Annotated in this window: 18 protein-coding genes; 12 read left to right on the plus strand and 6 right to left on the minus strand. The window is 58.4% G+C overall.

Translation table 11 applies throughout. The features are described 5' to 3' along the window. A partial coding sequence (locus BR41_RS23755) for an integrase core domain-containing protein (RefSeq protein WP_156970779.1) occupies window positions 1–141 on the plus strand: 141 nt, incomplete at its 5' end. Between the two features lie 113 nt (window positions 142–254). Here the strand turns inward: BR41_RS23755 and BR41_RS17925 are convergent. From BR41_RS17925 to BR41_RS17940, 4 genes are read right to left on the minus strand one after another with little or no spacing between them, the layout of a single operon-like run. Further along, a complete protein-coding gene (locus tag BR41_RS17925) occupies window positions 255–533 on the minus strand; it encodes a DUF7660 family protein (protein ID WP_035059786.1) in 279 nt (92 codons plus the stop codon). Next, a complete protein-coding gene (locus BR41_RS17930) occupies window positions 530–1,612 on the minus strand; it encodes an AAA family ATPase (protein ID WP_035059787.1) in 1,083 nt (360 codons plus the stop codon). Before BR41_RS17930 ends, BR41_RS17925 begins: the two co-directional genes overlap by 4 nt. Continuing rightward, the gene (gene pnuC, locus BR41_RS17935) at window positions 1,609–2,169 is read right to left on the minus strand and encodes a nicotinamide riboside transporter PnuC (protein WP_035059789.1); all 561 of its coding nucleotides are present in this window, start codon (window positions 2,167–2,169) and stop codon (window positions 1,609–1,611) included. The genes BR41_RS17930 and pnuC overlap by 4 nt, the downstream gene beginning before the upstream one ends. Window positions 2,170–2,214: 45 nt before the next feature. Continuing rightward, entirely contained in the window at window positions 2,215–2,874 is a 660-nt protein-coding gene (locus BR41_RS17940) for an NUDIX hydrolase (RefSeq protein ID WP_035059870.1), read from the minus strand. A gap of 213 nt (window positions 2,875–3,087) precedes the next feature. Here BR41_RS17940 and BR41_RS17945 point away from each other — a divergent pair, with 213 nt between their 5' ends. The 7 genes from BR41_RS17945 (at window position 3,088) to BR41_RS17975 (ending at window position 9,892) form a co-directional block, all read left to right on the plus strand. Then, window positions 3,088–3,900: a cysteine hydrolase family protein gene (locus tag BR41_RS17945; protein WP_035059791.1), complete on the plus strand. Its 813-nt coding sequence runs from the start codon at window positions 3,088–3,090 to the stop codon at window positions 3,898–3,900. Window positions 3,901–3,925: 25 nt separating this feature from the next. After that, the gene (gene pncB / locus BR41_RS17950) at window positions 3,926–5,134 is read left to right on the plus strand and encodes a nicotinate phosphoribosyltransferase (protein WP_035059793.1); all 1,209 of its coding nucleotides are present in this window, start codon (window positions 3,926–3,928) and stop codon (window positions 5,132–5,134) included. Between the two features lie 269 nt (window positions 5,135–5,403). Next, the gene (locus tag BR41_RS17955) at window positions 5,404–7,086 is read left to right on the plus strand and encodes an NAD+ synthase (protein WP_035059795.1); all 1,683 of its coding nucleotides are present in this window, start codon (window positions 5,404–5,406) and stop codon (window positions 7,084–7,086) included. A 9-nt stretch (window positions 7,087–7,095) separates the two neighbouring features. Further along, window positions 7,096–8,145: a bifunctional nicotinamide-nucleotide adenylyltransferase/Nudix hydroxylase gene (locus BR41_RS17960; RefSeq protein ID WP_035059797.1), complete on the plus strand. Its 1,050-nt coding sequence runs from the start codon at window positions 7,096–7,098 to the stop codon at window positions 8,143–8,145. Beyond that, window positions 8,145–8,696, plus strand: a complete 552-nt coding sequence (locus tag BR41_RS17965) for a hypothetical protein (protein ID WP_035059799.1) — start codon at window positions 8,145–8,147, stop codon at window positions 8,694–8,696. Before BR41_RS17960 ends, BR41_RS17965 begins: the two co-directional genes overlap by 1 nt. After that, a complete protein-coding gene (locus BR41_RS17970; RefSeq protein ID WP_035059801.1) occupies window positions 8,693–9,340 on the plus strand; it encodes a DUF695 domain-containing protein in 648 nt (215 codons plus the stop codon). Before BR41_RS17965 ends, BR41_RS17970 begins: the two co-directional genes overlap by 4 nt. Before the next feature lie 42 nt (window positions 9,341–9,382). Beyond that, a complete protein-coding gene (locus BR41_RS17975) occupies window positions 9,383–9,892 on the plus strand; it encodes a hypothetical protein (protein WP_035059802.1) in 510 nt (169 codons plus the stop codon). 85 nt (window positions 9,893–9,977) lie between these two features. Here the strand turns inward: BR41_RS17975 and dkgB are convergent, their stop codons facing one another. Both dkgB and BR41_RS17985 read right to left on the minus strand, forming a co-directional pair. Continuing rightward, entirely contained in the window at window positions 9,978–10,784 is an 807-nt protein-coding gene (dkgB, locus tag BR41_RS17980) for a 2,5-didehydrogluconate reductase DkgB (protein ID WP_035059803.1), read from the minus strand. A gap of 83 nt (window positions 10,785–10,867) precedes the next feature. After that, window positions 10,868–12,070, minus strand: a complete 1,203-nt coding sequence (locus tag BR41_RS17985; RefSeq protein ID WP_035059805.1) for an MFS transporter — start codon at window positions 12,068–12,070, stop codon at window positions 10,868–10,870. A gap of 638 nt (window positions 12,071–12,708) precedes the next feature. Here BR41_RS17985 and BR41_RS17990 point away from each other — a divergent pair. The 4 genes from BR41_RS17990 (at window position 12,709) to BR41_RS18005 (ending at window position 17,673) form a co-directional block, all read left to right on the plus strand. Continuing rightward, window positions 12,709–13,701 carry a sigma-54 interaction domain-containing protein gene (locus BR41_RS17990; protein ID WP_035059807.1) on the plus strand — a complete coding sequence of 331 codons (993 nt, stop codon included), beginning with the start codon at window positions 12,709–12,711 and terminating at the stop codon, window positions 13,699–13,701. Between the two features lie 162 nt (window positions 13,702–13,863). Next, entirely contained in the window at window positions 13,864–14,097 is a 234-nt protein-coding gene (locus BR41_RS17995) for a hypothetical protein (RefSeq protein WP_035059809.1), read from the plus strand. 439 nt (window positions 14,098–14,536) lie between these two features. Continuing rightward, window positions 14,537–17,074 (plus strand): type VI secretion system contractile sheath large subunit, encoded by a 2,538-nt coding sequence (gene tssC / locus BR41_RS23760; RefSeq protein WP_084187384.1) that lies wholly within the window; start codon window positions 14,537–14,539, stop codon window positions 17,072–17,074. A gap of 32 nt (window positions 17,075–17,106) precedes the next feature. Next, entirely contained in the window at window positions 17,107–17,673 is a 567-nt protein-coding gene (locus BR41_RS18005) for an Hcp family type VI secretion system effector (protein WP_035059811.1), read from the plus strand. The last annotated feature ends 115 nt before the right edge of the window (window positions 17,674–17,788 follow it).

The raw sequence follows: 17,788 nt of genomic DNA on the forward strand, positions 1-17,788 counted from the left end.
CATGCCCGAGTGATGATCGACGCGTGGCGGCGGGAGTACAACGAGGAAAGGCCGAAGAAGGCATTGGGCGGGCTAACCCCGCTCGCTTATGCGCGGCAGTTGGCCGCAGTGCAACCAGCCATATCGGGAGTAGGACTCTAAACCTAAATGCTACTCAAGGTGGGGGGACGTCGGATTTATTCTCAACCCCGGCGCAGGCTCTAAGCTGCACGCAAGCCCTCGATGCCCCTCTTGTCGAGTAGCGTGCTGGAGCGCTACTCATACATCTTCCCGCAGTACAAAAACATCGCAAACCGCTTCCACGGTGAGGCCTCGTTCAGGCCTTGTGTTTTGCCGAGGTGCGTGGTTTCCGCCCAGCGCAATGCGGCATCAAGGAAGTCTTCGATGGTGTGATTCTCCCAGCCATTGCTAGCGTGCCCGGTGTCATCCGCAGGCTGATTGGCTTCGGCTCGACGGTCGGCGAGTAGTGCATTGGCAAAGGTGAGAAAGGAGCTTGGATCGGTCACGTTCTGGAGTTGCTCATACAGGGTCATGTGACTCCTTGGGGGCTGTGCTGTGAACCGGGCAGGGGACGGAGATGCGTAGCAACCTTGACTATCCGTTGCGTCATCGATCCAGTCACCGCCAGCCACGGGGTGCCACGTTGAGTCAGCTCGGCCTCGTACCAGCGATGTTGTAGCAGTCTGAACTCATTGCCTTGCCGCGTACCATCTTGCACGAAATCGAAGTCCGGCGCGCATAGCACGACCAGATCATATGGGCGCTGGGCGAGTTCGATCAGCGCCGGTTCGGCTTTGCCAAACAGATGCTGACAATAGAAGAGCGTGGTGAGCGGCGAGGTATCGCAGATCAGGTAGCGGTTGGCGTGGCCGATGCTGCCGACCTCACGGGCAACCTGTTTTTGCGCGATGTGCAGTAGATCGTCATAACTCAATTGGCCGCCCTGTTGCTCCCATAATTCGCGCCCGTATTCCGCCACGTATTTCGTATCCAGATGCGCGGCGAGGGCGATGCTGAGGGTGCTTTTGCCCGTTGATTCGCCGCCCAGCAGGCAAACACGCTGGACGAAATCGCCATAGATTTCCGGTGCCATCGCGGCACGCTGACCATGAATATCTGCCCGTAATTTCGTGCCGGATACGCGGTTTGCGGTTTGGCTGCGATCAATGCGCACGTGCGTCACTTGGATCGGATGGCCAGCCTTGGCGGTGAAGTCGTCGGATAAAACTGCCGCAAAGCCATCGCCGTAATCTTCGCCAGTAAATGCCGCATCCACCATGCAGCCAAGAACTTCCAGGCATAACTGCGCTACGAAATGCCGATGAACATCGGCCGGCGCATCGTTATCCGACATGGGGTCGATTTGCCTGCCCGCCGCCCGCCATGCAGCGATGCGATCCGGCGTGACGACCAGTATTTCGGCCATCGGGAAGCGGGTTTTCAGCCAGCGTTCGCGCTTTTCCGGCTCACAGCCGGGCAATTCCGGTTGCGAGTAACTGATGATGAAAAGCCGCTCGCATTGAGCCTGCGCGGCGCGGATCAATGCCTCGTGGCCGATGTGCAAAGGAGCAAACTTGCCGACGATCAGCCCGGTCTGGAAGCGCGCGCTCATTGCTGCGCCAATTCCCTGCGCCAGCGATAGAGGCCATACCAGGCGTTGAACCAGAAGATCAAATACAGCCCGGCAGTAAAGTACAGTTCGCGCGCGGCATACAGCGGCACGGCGATAGTGTTGACCACCAGCCAGGCGTACCAGTTTTCCAGCCGCCGGCCCATCAACATGAATTGCGCGAGCACGCTGAAGGTGAGGATGAGTGAATCCAGCCACGGCGACCAGGCATCCGTAAAGCGATGCAACAGCGCTGCATAGCCGGCAGCGACTAACAGTGATAGCACCACCAGCGTTATGCCGAGTTGCTGTGAGGTACGGCGAATTGGCACTTCAGCACCTTGGTTGCCCTTCACCCAATTGATCCAGCCAAGGATGCTGCTGACGATGAAAAACACCTGCAGCGTCACGTCCGCATAAAGCTTGGCCTCAAAGAACACCCAGCCGTAGAGCACGCAGCCGATCAGACCGATCCACCATGTATGGACGTTATTGCGCGCTGCAAGCCAGACCGACGCGGCGTAACTGCCGCAGGCGGCGAGTTCTGGGGTGGACATCATGGGGCGGCTCCTTTGCCGGTATGGGGCAAGCGCAGTGCGCAGGCATCACATGGTCTTGTTGAATAACGCCAGCTTGGCATCCGGCCGTAAACGGTACAGTTGGGCTGGGCGGTGTTTGCCTTGGCGCATGGCATCCGGCACCGCCTCCAGAAAATCCAGCTCGCCCAGCTTGCGGCGGAATACGCTTTTGTCCAGCGAGATGTCGAGTACTTGCTCGTAAGTGTGTTGCAGCTCGGTCAATGTGAAGGCTTCCGGCAGCAGATGGCAGGGCAGGGATGAATAGGTCGATTTATCGCGCAGCCGTTTTACCGCATGGGCGGTGATGCGGTTATGGTCGAAGGGCAGGTCGGGCAGGACGTCGACCGGCAGGAGTTCGAAGCGATGTTCGGCATCTGCGATCAGCAAACTTTCGTGCACCAGCGCGTAATAGGCAATGCTGGCTGACCAGCCACGCGGGTCACGCACGCCGCCGCTAAAGGTGAAGAGCTGTTCCAGATACGGCGAGACAAGGCCGGTTTTCTGTTGCAGCACCCGCTCGGCAGCGGCCAGACTATCGCGATCTTTCTCGGGATGGATGTAGCCACCGGGCAACGCCAGTTGATGGGCATACGGGTCGCGTTCACGCCGCAGCAAGACGATCTTCAACACATCGCTGCTCAGCGTGAACAGGACGATGTCGACGGTAACGATGAGGGAAGATTCCATGACCATGCCTTTTAGTTATGTTCATAATAAAACTAAGATTGACCGTGGCGCAATCGGCATCAGCTCCTTTATGTGTAAAGAACTGGTTTTGTGGTAGTTTGAAATTTCCAAGTGTTGTTGGCGGTTTGCTTCTTTTATTTTTTGTTAGTTGCAAAATAAAAATAAGTCTGCCAAGATGGCTTCACCCACTGACCCTCGTATAGGGAGCGCATCATGACCAGCAAGGCCGCCAACGTACAACTCTTGATCATCGATCCGCAGAACGACTTCTGCGATATCGACGGCGCAGCACTGCCTGTCCCCGGGGCCAATGCAGACCTGCAACGCGTGGCTGCCTTGGTGGCGCAGCAGGGCGAGATGTTTTCCGCAATCCACGTCACGCTGGATTCCCACAATCCGCTCGATATCGCGCACCCAGCGTGGTGGCGTGATGCCACCGGGCAATCGCCATCCCCCTTCACCTTGATCAGCGTGGCCGATGTGCTGGAGGGCAAATGGCTGGCGCGTGATCCGGCGCAACAAGCCACCAGCCTTGCCTATGTGCAGGCGCTGGCCGAACGGGCGCGCTACCAATTGATCATCTGGCCAGAACACTGCCTGATCGGCAGCTGGGGCCACAATCTCCAGCAAGACTTGTTCGATGCCTTGGCGACTTGGGGCCGGACTCAGCTAAAGGCCGTGAACTACGTCGGCAAGGGCACCAACCCGATCACGGAACACTATTCCGCCATCCAGGCCGAAGTGCCGGACGCCACTGACCCGACCACCTTGCCAGATGCGCGCTGGATCGCGCAGCTGGCGCAGGCCGACACCATCCTCATCGCCGGGGAGGCGCTCTCGCATTGCGTTGCGAGCACGGTGCGCGATCTGGCGGATCAGTTGGGTGCGGCGAACGTCAGCAAGCTGGTGTTGCTGACCGATTGCGCCAGCCCGGTCGCCGGTTTCGAAGCCCTGGGCCAAAGCTTCATCGATGAAATGGTGGCGCGCGGCATGCGGACTGCTACCAGTCAGAATTGCCTAGCCTGACCATAACAGAATACGAGACCCCATCATGTCCACCTTCAACCCCGTGATCGAATCCCTGCTCGATACCGATCTCTACAAATTCACGATGATGCAGGAGATCCTGCACAGCCAGCCGGAGACGCAATCCGCATACGCCTTCAAATGCCGCAATCGTCCGACCACGCCGCTGGCATCGTTCCAGCGCGAGATAGAAGCGCAGCTCGATCACTTGTGCAGCTTGCGATTTGCCGAAGACGAGCTGGCTTATCTTGGTGGTCTGCGTTTCATCAAATCGGATTTCGTCGATTTTCTGCGCCTGTTCCAACTGCAACGCCGTTTCATCACCGTCTCGGTCGCGGCCGGTCGACCGGATGAGCTGGATATCCGTGTGCAGGGGCCGATGCTCCACTGCATGTTGTTCGAGATCTATCTGCTGTCCATCGTCAACGAAGTGTATTTCCGCCAGTTTCCGGTGGACGCGGCGCTCACCATCGGCCGTGAAAAGCTCGCGACCAAAGTCGCACTACTCAAGCAATTCGCCACGCAGCCACCGCTGCGCAACCCCTTCATCTTTTTCGACTTCGGCACCCGCCGCCGCTTTTCACGGGCATGGCATGAAGAGATGGTGCGAACCCTCGCGCAACAAGCCGGCACCTTCATGCGCGGCACCAGCAACGTCTTGCTCGCCAAACGTTATGGCCTGACGCCGATCGGCACCATGGCGCACGAGTATCTGCAGGCGTTCCAATGCTTCGGTTCGCGTTTGCGTGACTTCCAGAAAAACGCACTGGAACACTGGGTGCGCGAATATCGCGGCGACTTGGGGATCGCGCTGACCGATGTGGTCGGCACCGATGCCTTCCTGCGCGATTTCGATCTGTATTTCTGCAAGTTGTTCGACGGCGTGCGGCACGATTCGGGCGATCCGTTTGAATGGGGCGAGAAAATCATCGCTCACTATCAAGCCATGAAGATCGACCCCGGCACCAAGCAGCTGGTGTTCAGCGATGGTCTGACTCTGGAGCGTGCCTTTGCACTGCATCGCCATTTCGCCGACCGGGCGCGGACTGGTTTCGGCATCGGCACCGATCTATCCAACGATTGCGGGCATGAGCCGCTGCAGATCGTGATGAAGCTGGTGGCGTGCAACGGGCAACCGGTCGCCAAGGTGAGCGACACGCCGGGCAAGGGCATGTGTGAGGACGTGAATTTCCTCAACTATCTCTCTGACGTATTCAAGATCGCGCGCCAGTGAAGAATTGATTTTCAAAATAAGAAAACGGTTGTGACACCGGCGTCATGGATTTTGACCTCCCCTTCTTAAGTGGGATTGTGCGCGTGCGAATCTCATCACTGGGCAAATCAAAGATTTGCACGAAGAGATTCGCTTAGCCCGAGGATTTCGACGTTGGTAGAAATTTGAGGGGCCGCAGAAATCCCCCCTAGCCCCCTTCAAAAAGGGGGGATGTGGCGCTGAAATATTTTGAGGGCACGTTCTAAAACGCCATCGAAAGGAAAACCAAAATGACCCTCCGCATCGCCATGGCACAGCTCAACTACAAGCTGTGCGATTTCAGCGGCAATCTGGCGCGCATTCGCGCTGCCGTCGCCAAAGCGCAAGACGCCGATCTGATCGTGTTTACCGAACTGTGCCTGTCCGGCTATTACCCGCAGGATCTGGTCGAAGAGCCGGATTTTCCGGCACGGCAACAAATGGCGTTGGACGCTGTGTTGGCGCTCTCCCGCGAGACAACTGCCGCACTGGTAATCGGCGCAGCCACCCGTAATAAAGGCATCGGCAAGCCCCTGCACAACAGCCTGCTGGTGATCCAGCGCGGCGAGGTGCAGCTGGCCTATCACAAGCAATTGCTGCCTACCTACAACATCTTCGACGAGCGCCGCCACTTCGAACCCGGCCCAAACCAGCCTGCGTTGCTGACGTTGAACGGCACGCGCATCGGTTTCGTGATTTGCGAAGATGCGTGGAACAACACCGGTGCCGAATACGCCATCGACCCGGTGCAAAGCGTGGTCGATGCCGGAGCGGAATTGATCGTCAGCATCAATGCCAGCCCATCGAACGTCGGCAAGCCGGCGCAAAGGGCCGAGTTGTTCGCCGGCATCGCCAAGCACTGGAACGTGCCGCTGGTGTATGTGAATCAGGTCGGCGGTAACGACCAGATCGTGTTCGATGGCGCGTCTTTCGTGGTCGACCCGCGCATCGGCCTGGTGCAGCAATTGCCACTGTTTGAAGAGGCCGTCGAGATGGTCAGTTTCGATGGCGGATTTCTGCGCGATGGCGAGCGCTTGCAGGATGCCGTCCCACAAACGCTGGCCGACAGCGAGTTCTACTACCGCCAGATCGTGCTCGGCTTGCGCGACTACGCTGCCAAGATCGGCTTTCGCAAAGTGGTCATCGGCAGCTCCGGCGGCATCGACAGCGCCTTGACGCTGGCCTTGGCGGTCGATGCACTGGGTGCGGACAACGTCTGTGGCATTACCATGCCGTCGCAATATTCCAGCGCCGGCAGCGTGTCCGATTCGGTCGATCTGTGCCGCAATCTGGGCGTGCAACTGCTGGAGCACCCGATTGCCGATCTGGTCGGCGGTTATCGCGCCAGTTTCGAACGGGATTTCGGCGCGGTGCCGTCAACGCTCACGGTCGAGAACCTGCAAGCGCGGATTCGTGGCACGATCTTGATGGAATATTCCAATCACTTCGGCCACCTGCTGCTCACCACCGGCAACAAGTCCGAAATCTCTGTCGGCTATTGCACGCTTTATGGCGATACCAATGGCGGCCTCAATATCATCGGCGATTTGTACAAGACTGAAGTCTTCGCGCTGGCGCGTTATTTCAACCAACGCCACGGCCGCGAGCTGATTCCGCAAGCCATCATCGATAAAGAGCCATCGGCCGAATTGTCGGAAGGGCAGCGCGATACCGATTCGTTGCCGCCGTATCCGGTGCTCGATGAAATCCTCAAACTGCATATCGAAGGCACGCGATTGCGCCCGGCTGAATATGCCGCTGCCAAAGCCTTCGTAACCCAACTGCAGGCAAATGGCGAACAAGCGCTGATCGACCGCATCTTGGGCTTGGTCGCCAAATCCGAATTCAAACGTCGCCAAGCGCCGCCAATCATCCGTGTGCGCAATCGCGCCTTTGGCAATGGCCGGCAAATGCCGATCGCAGCACAGTATTAAGGAAACCCAATGAGCGAATCGCGTTACGACTATCTGGTTTACATCGGCCGCTTCCAGCCCTTCCACAATGGCCATTTGGCGATGCTGCAACAGGCATTGCGCCGCGCAGACAAAGTGATCCTCGTACTGGGTTCCGCCGGCGCCGCACGTAATACCAAGAACCCGTTCAACATGGCCGAACGCCAAGCCATGATCACGGCGGCGATTGTCGAGTGGGACGCCAGTCGCGTTGCCGATATCCAGTTCGTTGGCGTGCGCGATTATTACGATGGCGCTCGCTGGGTAGCCGCCGTGCAGCAAGCCGTTGGCGCTGTTGTGCCGGCTAACGCCAGTGTCGGCTTGTTCGGCCACTTCAAGGATGCCTCGTCGAGCTACCTGAGCGACTTCCCGAATTGGCCTTTGGTGCATCAAGACAACTTCGGCCAACTCAACGCAGCCGACTTGCGACAGCAGTGGTATGCCGATGGCGGTGATGTGACTGCCATCGCCGATCGACTGCCCGCCGCCGTCACCGCGCTCCTGCAGCAATTTCGCCGCCAGCCCCACTTTGCCGATCTGCTGGCGGAGTACCGCTACCTGGAGCACTACCGCACCCAATGGGCCGCTGCGCCATATCCGCCCATCTTCGTGACCGTCGATGCCGTCGTGCGCTGTTGCGATCACGTATTGATGATTCAGCGGGGCGGCCAACCGGGGCGCGGCTGCTGGGCGCTGCCGGGCGGTTTTCTCGATCAACGCGAACGCGTGGCCAATGCCGTGATCCGCGAACTGATCGAAGAAACCTGCCTCGCCGTGCCGTCAGATGTATTGCTGGCCGCCAAGCAAGACCAAGCCCTGTTCGACCATCCCGACCGCAGCCTGCGCGGCCGCACGCTCACGCATGCCTACTACTTCAATCTGCCGTTGAATGGACTGCCTGCCATCACCGCCGCAGACGATGCCGCCGCCGCCCGCTGGATTCCGGTGCGAGATTTGCTGGGCATGGAAAGCGCGTTGTTCGAGGACCATTTGATGATTCTGGATCGGTTTTTGGAGTTGTTTGACGGGGCGGAACGCTAATGGGTGTGGTCCGTAAACGTGGTGGCAGGTTTCTATCTGCACTTATGCTCGTTTATTTGAGTGGTGCATTGCCATTGGCAAGCGCAGCAGACCAATCACTTTCCTCCGTCGAATACCAGGGGCAGCGCGTGCCATTGGCACAGACCTATCGGGATTTTCGCGAGTATAAGGATGCCCCACACAATCTCACTGACAAGGCCATTCAACAGATTGAGCATCTTGTTCGCCAAGCCCGATTTGGCCCGGAGTTTTCTGGCATCGCAGATCTAAGCGCCGCGCTCGATCACCTTACCTTTCCCGGCTATGGGTCGTTCTACGCGAATCAGTTAGGCGCACGTCTTGATCCGCAGCTTGAGTTTGTTTATGTCGAAATTCCGGGGCGGCATCTGAATCGATACATTGCGCTTGAACGACAGTCAAATCAGCATCTGCGCGTTGTTGATGATTTTATTGCGGCTGATATGCCTGAAATAATCCGGGTTCATCGAAAACGTGGCGTGCTTGTCTATGAGACATCGAATGGAGCCAAGATTGATCCGCTTCGTAAATGAATTTACAGCAAGACGCTGCTCATTATTGGCGAATTCGTCATATACAGAACGCTTCTGCAGTGGCGGGGTTGTCGAATTGGATATGCGCGGGTAAATGTATGTTTACGATGTTTGTCACGTTCTTTCGAGCAATATTTTCTAAAGTGAAGTTGCTAATACATAGCGAAGTTACGATTGAAGTTTTGGCCGAGTCTCGGGAGTGGGCTGCGGTATCGAATACGAAGTCCAAGAATCCGTTGAGATTGATTCATAAGAAGCCATTTGTTATTCCACGTGATAAGAAGGGGTTTGATGGTTTCGTATCATTGTCTTGGGCGTATGATGAGGAAGGCTCCTCTCGATTACCTACGCAAGAAGAGCAAGTATTCATTGATGAATGGACAGATAGAATAAAAGAAAAATTTGAACACGACGGTGCGAGTTTCTTGTTGCTGTCTATGTCTTCAGATGGACTGCAGCAATGGGTCTTGATGACAAAAAAACCTGATACGGCTCAGTTTGAATTGATTGACGCAATGGGTGGTAACGAACGCGTGAAAGCGTTTTTAGGCGGGAGGTATCCAGCATTTGAGTTTTCATTGGTTCACGATGTGGAGTGGACTCATATGCAGCAGGTGCAGAAAATAATTCAAAGAAACACGTGAGCTGATCATTGAACGCTACGAATATTCAAGAGCCCTTTCGCAATGCTCGATCTAAATAGCCCCCGCTGGTCCGAATTACAACACGCATATGGTCCTGCCGGCGATATCCCCGCTCTCCTACGCCAATTAACCGAGCTACCAAGCGCAAAAGATGACGAGGAACCTTGGTTTTCCCTATGGAGTGCACTAGCCCATCAAGGTGATGTCTTTTCTGCCTCGTTTGCAGCGGTGCCGTACGTAGTCCATGCGCTAGCTAGTGCGCCAGATCGGGCCGACTCGGTTTATTTTCAGTTTCCCGCCTGGATTGAGGTGTGCCGGCAGAAGAGGGATGTTGAGGTGCCGGTTGATTTGCAAGCGGCGTATTTTGCGGCCTTGCAGCAGCTTCCGGCGCTGGTAGCTGTTGCCGCTAGCCGTGAATGGGATGCAGATTACATGCAATGTGCCTTGGCGGCGATCGCCGCAGCCAAAGGGCAGGCAAGCGTTGCTGAGGCGGTGATGGAACTCACGCCAGAGATTGCCGAAGAATTCATGGCGTGGTTCTACGAGCGCTGAGATAGCAAACGCGATGGCAGTGGAGGATGAGGAGGGCCGGCCGCCGATCCTCCCCCAATACTGGTCAATTGGGCTTACTAAAACCTCAATTCCAAACCGGCGCCAGCCCCTCCGGATCAACCAGCCGCTCGCCCCGATCCAGCCCAGCAATCCGGGCCATCTCCTCATCAGTCAGCCGTAGCGCTTGCGCCCGCAAATTACTTTCCAGATTGGCTCGTTTGGTTGAAGACGGGATGACCGCATAACCCAGCTGCAGCGCCCACGCTAACGTCACTTGTGCTGGCGTTGCGCCGTGGCGTTGGGCGATTTGCTGGATCACCGGGTCTTGCAGCGCTTTGCCGTAGGCCAGTGTCATGTAGGACGTGATCGGGATGCCGTGGCTGCGGGCGAATTCGGCGACTTTGCGGTTTTGCAGGTAGGGGTGTAGTTCGATCTGGTTGGTGGCGATTGCTGCTGCGCCGACTGCATCGATGGCCTGTTGCAGCAAGCCGGTCGTGAAGTTCGATACCCCGATCAGGCGCGTCAGTCCTTGGGCTTTGGCTTCGGCCAAGGCACCCATGAATTCGGCGACCGGCACGGCGTTGTCAGGGGAGGGCCAGTGGATCAGCGCCAGGTCGACATGATCGGTGCGCAGCTTGGTCAGGCTGTCTTTCAGGCTGGCGATCAGCTTGTCTTGGGCGAGGTTGTCGGTCCAGATCTTGGTGGTGAGGAACAAGTCTGTGCGGGCGATGCCACTTTCGGCAATCGCTTGGCCGACTTCGGCTTCGTTGCCATAGATTTGCGCGGTGTCGATCAGGCGGTAGCCGACGTCGAGACCCGCTTTGACGGAGTCGATGACGATTTGGCCTTTGAGGCGGAAGGTGCCTTGGCCGAAGGTGGGGATGGTCTTCATGGTGATGTCCTTTGGGTTGTCAGGCCCCTCACGCATTGGTCGGCGAGGGGTATTGATTGATGTGGAAATGTCGGGTTGTTGCCTTAGTGAGCAACGGGGATCGCCCCACCTGTCCGGGCTGCAAAACCGCTGCGCTTGTCCAGTACGCCGCTCCAGGTGGTGATCGCCAGCGACAGCAACACCACCAGCGCGCCGATCCACGGGGTATGCATCAGGCCGAGGTGAGTCACGATCAGGCCACCGGCCCAGGCTGCGCCGGCAATGCCGAGGTTGAAGGCGGCGATGTTCAGGCCGGATGCCACGTCGACGGCTTGCGGCGTAAAGCGCTCGGCTTGTTGCACTACATAGACCTGCAACCCCGGCACATTGCCGAATGCCACCGCGCCCCACAGCAAGACCGTCAACAGCGCCAGCCACGGGTTGTGGGCGGTGAAGGTGAACAGCAGCAGTACTAAGGCCAGCAAGGCAAAGATGATCTGCAGCGCCGGAATCGGGCCCTTGCGATCGGCCAGACGCCCGCCCCACAGATTGCCGGCCGCGACCGATACGCCGTACACCAGCATCACCCAGCCCACGGAGCCGGCGCTAAAACCAGAGACTTGCTGCAGGATCGGGGCGAGGAAGGTGAAGGGGATGAAGGTGCCGCCGTAGCCGATGGCCGTCTTGGCATACACCATCAGTAGCCGTGGCTGAGCCAGCACCTGTGCTTGCTTGGCGAGCGAGGCCGGCGGGGTGTGGCGGATATTGTTCGGCACGAAGATCAGGCTGCCGACGAAGGCGACCACACCCAAGGCGGAGACGGCCAGGAAGGTTTCACGCCAGCCGAAGTGCTGACCGATGAAGGTGCCCAGCGGCACGCCAGTCACCAAGGCCACCGTCAGACCGGTGAACATGATGGCAATCGCACTGGCGGCTTTTTCCTTGGGGACGAGACCGGTGGCAATGGTCGATCCGATCGAGAAGAATACGCCGTGGGCAAGGCCGGTCAGCACACGGGCCAGAACCAGCGATTCGTAGCTTGGTGCTTGCCACGCCAGCAGGTTGCCAAGGGTGAACAGCGCCATGAGCCCGAGCAGCAGCGTTTTGCGCGGAATGCGGCCGGTGAGGGCGGTCAGCAGCGGCGCGCCGATGGCAACGCCGAGCGCATACAGACTGACCAACAGGCCGGCCGAAGGAATCGTGATGCCAAGGTCGGTGGCGACGGTGGGGAGCAGGCCAACGATCACGAACTCGGTCGTGCCGATGGCAAATGCGCTGAGGGTCAGCGCGAATAGGGCAATGGGCATGGTGGTACTCCTTTCTCAAGTGAGATGGAGTGTGCCGCTGATTCATTTGCAGAAAAACGTGGTTTTCGTCAAAAGATTGTTGATTTTAGATCCACAATTGGACGGGCGTAGGGGGGCTGCATGGACCGTAGACGCCATCCCCTTAAAGCCTGTTTACGATCTTTTTCCGCGATGATGTCGGGGTGCTCCCCCTTTTTTGAAGGGGATGTAAAACCCCGGACCGCTCCAAGTTGGCAGTTTGCGAGCCTTTGAACAGCCTCTTAGCGTGCTTGCATGCAGCTGCAAGATCGGTGGATCAGCGTCAGGTATTTGCCACTTCTGACGCCGGTCTGTTCGCGCTTGGTAACAACACTGACGCAATAATGCAAAAATTGGCTGCCACCTCAGACAGATTTGTATGCGTGCAGATTATCTCGGATCGTATTCTGCTCGCACTGATCTCGCTTCCAGCCTGTCTTGCCGCCGTGGTGTAGGACAATTTCCGCACCACATTGCATGTAAGCAAATCAAATAGTGCCTTGCACCAAAAAATGGTCTACATATGAACGGTTTCTCTTTTGCTTACAACGTGGTGTGCGTGCCGGCCGGGTTTTGATCGGGTTTGGCTGCTCTTGTTGCCAATAGATCAGGTGCCGTGCATGGATAAGTTCTCCCAATTGAATCTGATTGGTTCTTCGCCGTCGTTTCTGCAGGTGCTCAAGCAAATCCAGAAGATCGCCACGGTCGACGTATCGGCGTATGTGGTAGGCGAAACCGGCACCGGCAAGGAGCTGGCCGTGCGGGCAATCCACTATCTGGGGGCGCGCCGCGACAAGCCGTTCGTGCCGGTCAACTGTGGTGCCCTGCCGGAGACGTTGATCGAAAGCGAACTATTCGGCCACGAGCGCGGGGCGTTTACCGATGCCAAGAACGCATCGCGCGGGCTGATCGCCGAAGCCGATGGCGGTACGCTGTTCCTGGATGAAGTCGATTCGCTCGGCCTCAAGGCGCAAGCGGCGCTGCTGCGGTTTTTGCAGGATCGCACCTACCGCCGAGTGGGCGGGTCCACGCAGCGTCAGGCTGATGTGCGCATCATTGCCGCCAGCAATGTGCAACTGGAAAAGCTGGCCGAATCCAGATTGTTCCGCCGCGATCTGCTGTACCGGCTGAACATCCTCACCCTGCGTGTGCCACCGCTGCGCGAGCGGGGTGAAGATGCGCAGGAGCTGGCGCATGTGTTTCTCGACCGCTTGCGCCACCAATACCGCATGCCGGACAAGCATCTCCACCCCGATGCATTGGCTTATATCGCCCGGCACGATTGGCCCGGCAATGTGCGCGAACTGGAGAACATGATCCACCGCGAATTCCTCATGTCCGATGATCAGTTCGTGCGGCTGGGGCAGGGGGAGCATCATCCCGTTGCTGCAATTGAGGCGTGCAGCAGCGAGAGCGGCACAGGTAGCGGCAACGTCGAATACAAGATCGCCAAAGCGCAGGCCATTGCCCATTTCGAGCAGCATTACGTGCGGGAGCTGCTGGTGCGCACCAACGGCAATCTGTCACGCGCCGCACAACTGGCCGGGCAAGACCGCAGCGCCTTTGGCAAGTTGGTGCGCAAGCACGGCTTGAGTTACGACAACTCCAATTGAATCCGGCATCGGGTCGGGCATTGCATTAGATGCCTTTGGGCCGCGGATTGGAGCGGCGCTGCCCAGGCTTTCCCGCATAGGCGCGGGCAACGTTCGGCCCGATGATGCAATGCGCTGTGCAACCGCCTTGCTGTCCGGCATTCACGAACGAATACTCCACGCATGAACACAGATTTGATCAACAGCACCGCCATGCTGATCCAGCGCTATCTTGCCAACCGTCCCGATGCGGCGGATACGTTGGAGGGCATCCACATGTGGTGGGTGGATTGGCCACGCTCGCCGGAATGCATGTCCGTGACGCTGGCTGCGCTGGAGCAACTGGAGGCGGACGGCTTCGTCGAACGTGTGCGCATTGCCGGCAACGAGCTGTGGCGACGTCCGCGCGGGGATTGAGTTGTGGGCGTTTGCCATCATGAAAAGGCCGTCATTGACGGCCTTTTTGATTTTTACCGCCACGTTTTTCCCGGGCATTTACCGTCTTCCTCCTGGGTAAAAATCCTCCCGCCCGGGTAAAAAAATCCTCCCTCCCTTGCGCTTTTCATCTTCCCTCTGTGCGCTACGAGTTTTGAGAAACTCGTTCCAAATCAACGTCTTGATCTGCCTGATGCCGCTGGCATGGAAATTGTTAGATCAATGCCCAGTTGATTCCGCATTCCACCCGGCTCGCCGAACCTAATGCCGGAATCCACCGTTGGCGAGCTGAACCCGATGTCGGCGCAATCCGCGCCTGGCATTAGAGCCAAAACAAGACGGAGCCCCGTTCGGGGCGGTGGGGCGGCGTGGCGCAACTTGTTTGCGTGGCGCGGCTAATTCAGGTCATGGAGCGTGTTAGATGAATTTGACGAATGACGATAAGGTCCAACAGAAGCTGCTGCGGGTCCGCCCGCCGCGCGTGAAGATCACCTATGAGGTAGAAACGGGCGGAGCGATCGAGCAGGTCGAGATTCCGTTCATCGTCGGTATTTTCGCCAGCTTGTCGGGCGATACCGCAGTAGGGACGGGGGTATTGCCCAGCGCCAGCAGCCAGGCACCGGATAGCGTGCAGCCGGCCACCAAGCCGCTGTCGGCCTACAAGGATCGGGCGATGGTCGAGATCGACCGTGACAGCTTCAATACCGTGCTGAACAACTCGGCGGTCAGCGTCAATCTCTCGACGATCAACAACAGCATCGATGCCCTTACCCCGCCGATTCCCGGTGCGCCACCGGCTTCGCCGACGCTATCAGGGGCCTTGTCATTTTCCACCTTTGACGACTTTCTGCCCGGTAACGTCGTTTACAACATTCCCAAGTTGCGCGAATACGCCAAGGCTCGCGCCGGCATTCGCGAGCTGCAATCCAAGGCCGATGCCTCGGACGCAATCGCCCAACTGCTTGATGCCATCGTGGCCCTCAACAACGCCACCACGCTGAAAGCCAGCATTACCAGCCAGCTGCCAGCCGCAACGGCCACTGATACCCTCGGCACGCAAGCGGCATCCTGGGGGATTACCTCCGGCGCGGTCGGTGGCTCGGCCACGTTTACCGGCGCGGATGTGAATACCTCGGGCGCGGTGAGCATTCCGGTAACGGCGACCTACGCGGCATCGGGCTCGGGCTCGGTGACCGTGAGTGGGACGGTCTCGCTGGCGTTGGCCGCGCCAGCCAGCGGCACGCTCACAGGCGTCATCAGCGGCACCAACGTCATTGACGGTTCGGGCACCATCCAGCTGAAGGGCACGCTCACCGGCACTGTGACGGCCAGCGGCAGCTTCAGCGTCGCGGTCTCCGGCAGCGCCAGCGTCGCCGGTACCTTGCTCACTCCGCTGCAACCGTCCTTCGATACCAGCTGGCCGCCTGCATCCGGCACCATTGCGCCGCGCTTGCTCGGCGAGATCGTCGGCCCGGCTCCCGCCGCAAGCGATACGGTTGCCAGCGCAGCTTATGAGCAGAGCATCATCAATGCCTCCACCTTGCTGGGCTATTTCTCGCAGCAAGTGTTGAGCCAGCCGGTGCCCAGCAGCGGCAAAGCTGCCCGTGCCACACAGTTGATCGATCAACGCGTCGTCGCGATCGATGCCGGCCTCAGCCAGCAGCTTTCCACCATTCTGCATGCCCCGAATTTCCAGCGCCTGGAAGCCACTTGGCGCGGCCTGCACGATCTGGTCTTCAACTCTGAGACCGGTGGCCTGCTCAAGCTGCGTGTCTTCAACGCCGCCAAGCAAGACCTGATCGACGATCTGGATCAAGCCGTCGAGTTCGACCAGAGCAAGCTGTTCAAGATGATCTATGAGGCCGAATACGGCACTTACGGCGGCTTCCCGTATAGCCTGTTGATGGGGGACTACGAATTCAGCAGCAGCGATGCCGATATCGATCTGTTGAGCAAATTCACGCAAGTGGCTGCCGCTGCCCACGCCCCATTGATTTCGGCCGCATCCCCGGCACTGTTCGGCCTGCCGGATTTCAGCTTGCTCGCCAAACCACGCGATCTGTCGCAAATCTTCGAAGGCATCAGCTGGGCCAACTGGAACGCCTTCCGTGATACCGAGGATTCGCGTTATGTCACGCTGGTGTTGCCGCACACGCTGCTGCGCCAACCCTACGACTACCGTTTGGCTGCCGTGCCAGGCTTCAACTTTGTTGAAGACATCACCGCCGGCGGCACGCCACTCGATGCCACCGTCAACAATCCGGGTGACCCTGCCACGCCGATTACCCCCGGCAACAAGAATTTCCTCTGGGGGAATGCGGCCTACGCCTTGACCGGCCGCATCACGAACGCCTTCGCGCTCTATCGCTGGACCGCAGCGATCCGGGGCGAAGAGGGCGGTGGTCTGGTCGATGGCCTGCCGTTGTATATCTACCCGTCCGATCTGGGCGCACCGGTGGCTTTCTGCCCGACGGAAGTCTCGATCACCGACCGGCGCGAGAAAGAACTGAACGATCTCGGGTTCGTGGCGCTGTGCCACCGCAAGAACACCGCGCAAGCCGTGTTCTTCGGCGGCCAGACCGTCAACCTGCCCAAGCGCTACGTCAGCGATTCGGCCAATGCCAACGCCAAGACCTCGGCCATGCTGCCGTACATGCTCGCCGCCTCCCGCTTTGCGCATTACATCAAGGTGATGATGCGCAAGAAGATCGGCAGCTTCCTCACTCGCGGCAACATCGAGTCGTATATCAACACCTGGATCGCCCAGTACGTGCTGCTGGACGACAACGCCAGCCAGGAAGTGAAGGCCAGCTATCCGCTGCGCGCTGCCGAAGTAGTGGTGACCGAAATCCCTGGGGAACCCGGCTCCTACAACGCCACGCTCTTCATCAAGCCGCACTTCCAACTGGAAGACCTGCATACGTCGATCCGCCTCGTGGCCGATCTGCCCAAGGTCTGATCGTTGAAACTACCTGACAAGGAACAAGCAACATGGATCTGATTCTCTTAGAGCCGGGCGACCAGGACATCTTCGGTGGCGACAACAGCTGGACCAACGGTGGCAGCCTGATCGACAACACCTGGCGCGATGGCGTGCTCAACCTCAAGAAATGTATCGAGCTGGTCTCGATCCATCACGGCATGAAGCAGCAGGTGACCACTGACGTGAGTAACTCGGCGCGGACATCCGGCCGCCCGGTCATCACCGAATTCACCTGCGTGAAGTACGTCGACAAGACCTCGGTCAAGTTCTACGACTACTGCCTGCGCGCCCAGCCACTCGGCAAGGACAAGGGCCAGCCGACCAAGATCTATATCGCCCGCAACTCCGGCGATAAGACCGCCAACATCATGACCATCGCCCTGCGTGATGCGCTGATCAGCGAAATCCAGTTCCAGTCCCACCCGGACGACATGCCGACTGAGCAGTTCAAGATCAGCTTCACCGAAATCGTCTGGACCTACACGGTTCAGCTGGCCGATACCGGCACCGCCGGCAATATCTCGTCCGGCTGGAGCGTGTCGCGCAACCGGCCGATCGGGCAGTTTACGGATTGATGGTGGGCTGAGCTGTCTTGTGATTTCCCCTCGCCCACTTGTGGGAGAGGGGCTAGGGGAGAGGGTGTTTGTCAAGGGCGCGGTCCTTTTCAGCACCCTCTCCCTAACCCTCTCC

The organism is Andreprevotia chitinilytica DSM 18519 (genome assembly GCF_000711875.1).
GTDB classification, from domain to species: Bacteria; Pseudomonadota; Gammaproteobacteria; order Burkholderiales; family Chitinibacteraceae; genus Andreprevotia; species Andreprevotia chitinilytica.

What these genes read in the sequence shown, in the direction of transcription:
- BR41_RS17975 (WP_035059802.1), top strand. Translation starts at nt 9,383, where the DNA reads ATGCTCGATCTAAATAGCCCCCGCTGGTCCGAATTACAACACGCATAT.
- BR41_RS17985 (WP_035059805.1), bottom strand. Translation starts at nt 12,070, where the DNA reads ATGCCCATTGCCCTATTCGCGCTGACCCTCAGCGCATTTGCCATCGGC.
- BR41_RS17960 (WP_035059797.1), top strand. Translation starts at nt 7,096, where the DNA reads ATGAGCGAATCGCGTTACGACTATCTGGTTTACATCGGCCGCTTCCAG.
- pncB (WP_035059793.1), top strand. Translation starts at nt 3,926, where the DNA reads ATGTCCACCTTCAACCCCGTGATCGAATCCCTGCTCGATACCGATCTC.
- tssC (WP_084187384.1), top strand. Translation starts at nt 14,537, where the DNA reads ATGAATTTGACGAATGACGATAAGGTCCAACAGAAGCTGCTGCGGGTC.
- dkgB (WP_035059803.1), bottom strand. Translation starts at nt 10,784, where the DNA reads ATGAAGACCATCCCCACCTTCGGCCAAGGCACCTTCCGCCTCAAAGGC.
- BR41_RS17930 (WP_035059787.1), bottom strand. Translation starts at nt 1,612, where the DNA reads ATGAGCGCGCGCTTCCAGACCGGGCTGATCGTCGGCAAGTTTGCTCCT.
- BR41_RS17945 (WP_035059791.1), top strand. Translation starts at nt 3,088, where the DNA reads ATGACCAGCAAGGCCGCCAACGTACAACTCTTGATCATCGATCCGCAG.
- BR41_RS17940 (WP_035059870.1), bottom strand. Translation starts at nt 2,874, where the DNA reads ATGGAATCTTCCCTCATCGTTACCGTCGACATCGTCCTGTTCACGCTG.
- BR41_RS17925 (WP_035059786.1), bottom strand. Translation starts at nt 533, where the DNA reads ATGACCCTGTATGAGCAACTCCAGAACGTGACCGATCCAAGCTCCTTT.
- BR41_RS17970 (WP_035059801.1), top strand. Translation starts at nt 8,693, where the DNA reads ATGAATTTACAGCAAGACGCTGCTCATTATTGGCGAATTCGTCATATA.
- BR41_RS17965 (WP_035059799.1), top strand. Translation starts at nt 8,145, where the DNA reads ATGGGTGTGGTCCGTAAACGTGGTGGCAGGTTTCTATCTGCACTTATG.
- BR41_RS17955 (WP_035059795.1), top strand. Translation starts at nt 5,404, where the DNA reads ATGACCCTCCGCATCGCCATGGCACAGCTCAACTACAAGCTGTGCGAT.
- pnuC (WP_035059789.1), bottom strand. Translation starts at nt 2,169, where the DNA reads ATGATGTCCACCCCAGAACTCGCCGCCTGCGGCAGTTACGCCGCGTCG.
- BR41_RS18005 (WP_035059811.1), top strand. Translation starts at nt 17,107, where the DNA reads ATGGATCTGATTCTCTTAGAGCCGGGCGACCAGGACATCTTCGGTGGC.
- BR41_RS17990 (WP_035059807.1), top strand. Translation starts at nt 12,709, where the DNA reads ATGGATAAGTTCTCCCAATTGAATCTGATTGGTTCTTCGCCGTCGTTT.
- BR41_RS17995 (WP_035059809.1), top strand. Translation starts at nt 13,864, where the DNA reads ATGAACACAGATTTGATCAACAGCACCGCCATGCTGATCCAGCGCTAT.